At 63.1% G+C, this 293-nt stretch carries 1 protein-coding gene; it reads right to left on the bottom strand.

Translation table 11 applies throughout. From position 1 onward, the window contains the following. Positions 1-293, bottom strand: a 293-nt coding sequence (locus RZO55_RS11900; protein ID WP_318064504.1) for a zinc-binding dehydrogenase, incomplete at both ends; no start/stop codon positions are given.

Genomic DNA, 293 nt, shown 5'->3' with positions numbered 1-293 from the left:
AGACGGCGTCGGTGATGTCTCCACCGACGTTGTCAAAGTAGATGTCCACTCCCTTCGGGCAGGCTTCCGAAAGGGCCTTTTTCATGTCGGGGACGGTTTTGTAGTTGATCGCCGCATCGAAGCCCAGCTCTTCCGTGATATACCGGGTCTTTTCCTCCGAGCCGGCGATGCCGACCACGCGGCATCCGTGGAGCTTGGCGATCTGCCCGGCGGCGCTCCCCACCGCTCCGGCGGCTCCGGAGACCACCACCGTTTCACCGGGCCTCGGCTTGCCGATGTCCACCATGCCGAAA

This window comes from Clostridium boliviensis (assembly GCF_033342255.1).
Lineage (GTDB): Bacteria > Bacillota > Clostridia > Lachnospirales > Lachnospiraceae > Lacrimispora > Lacrimispora boliviensis.
This window is presented reverse-complemented; position numbering and strand designations above follow the sequence as displayed.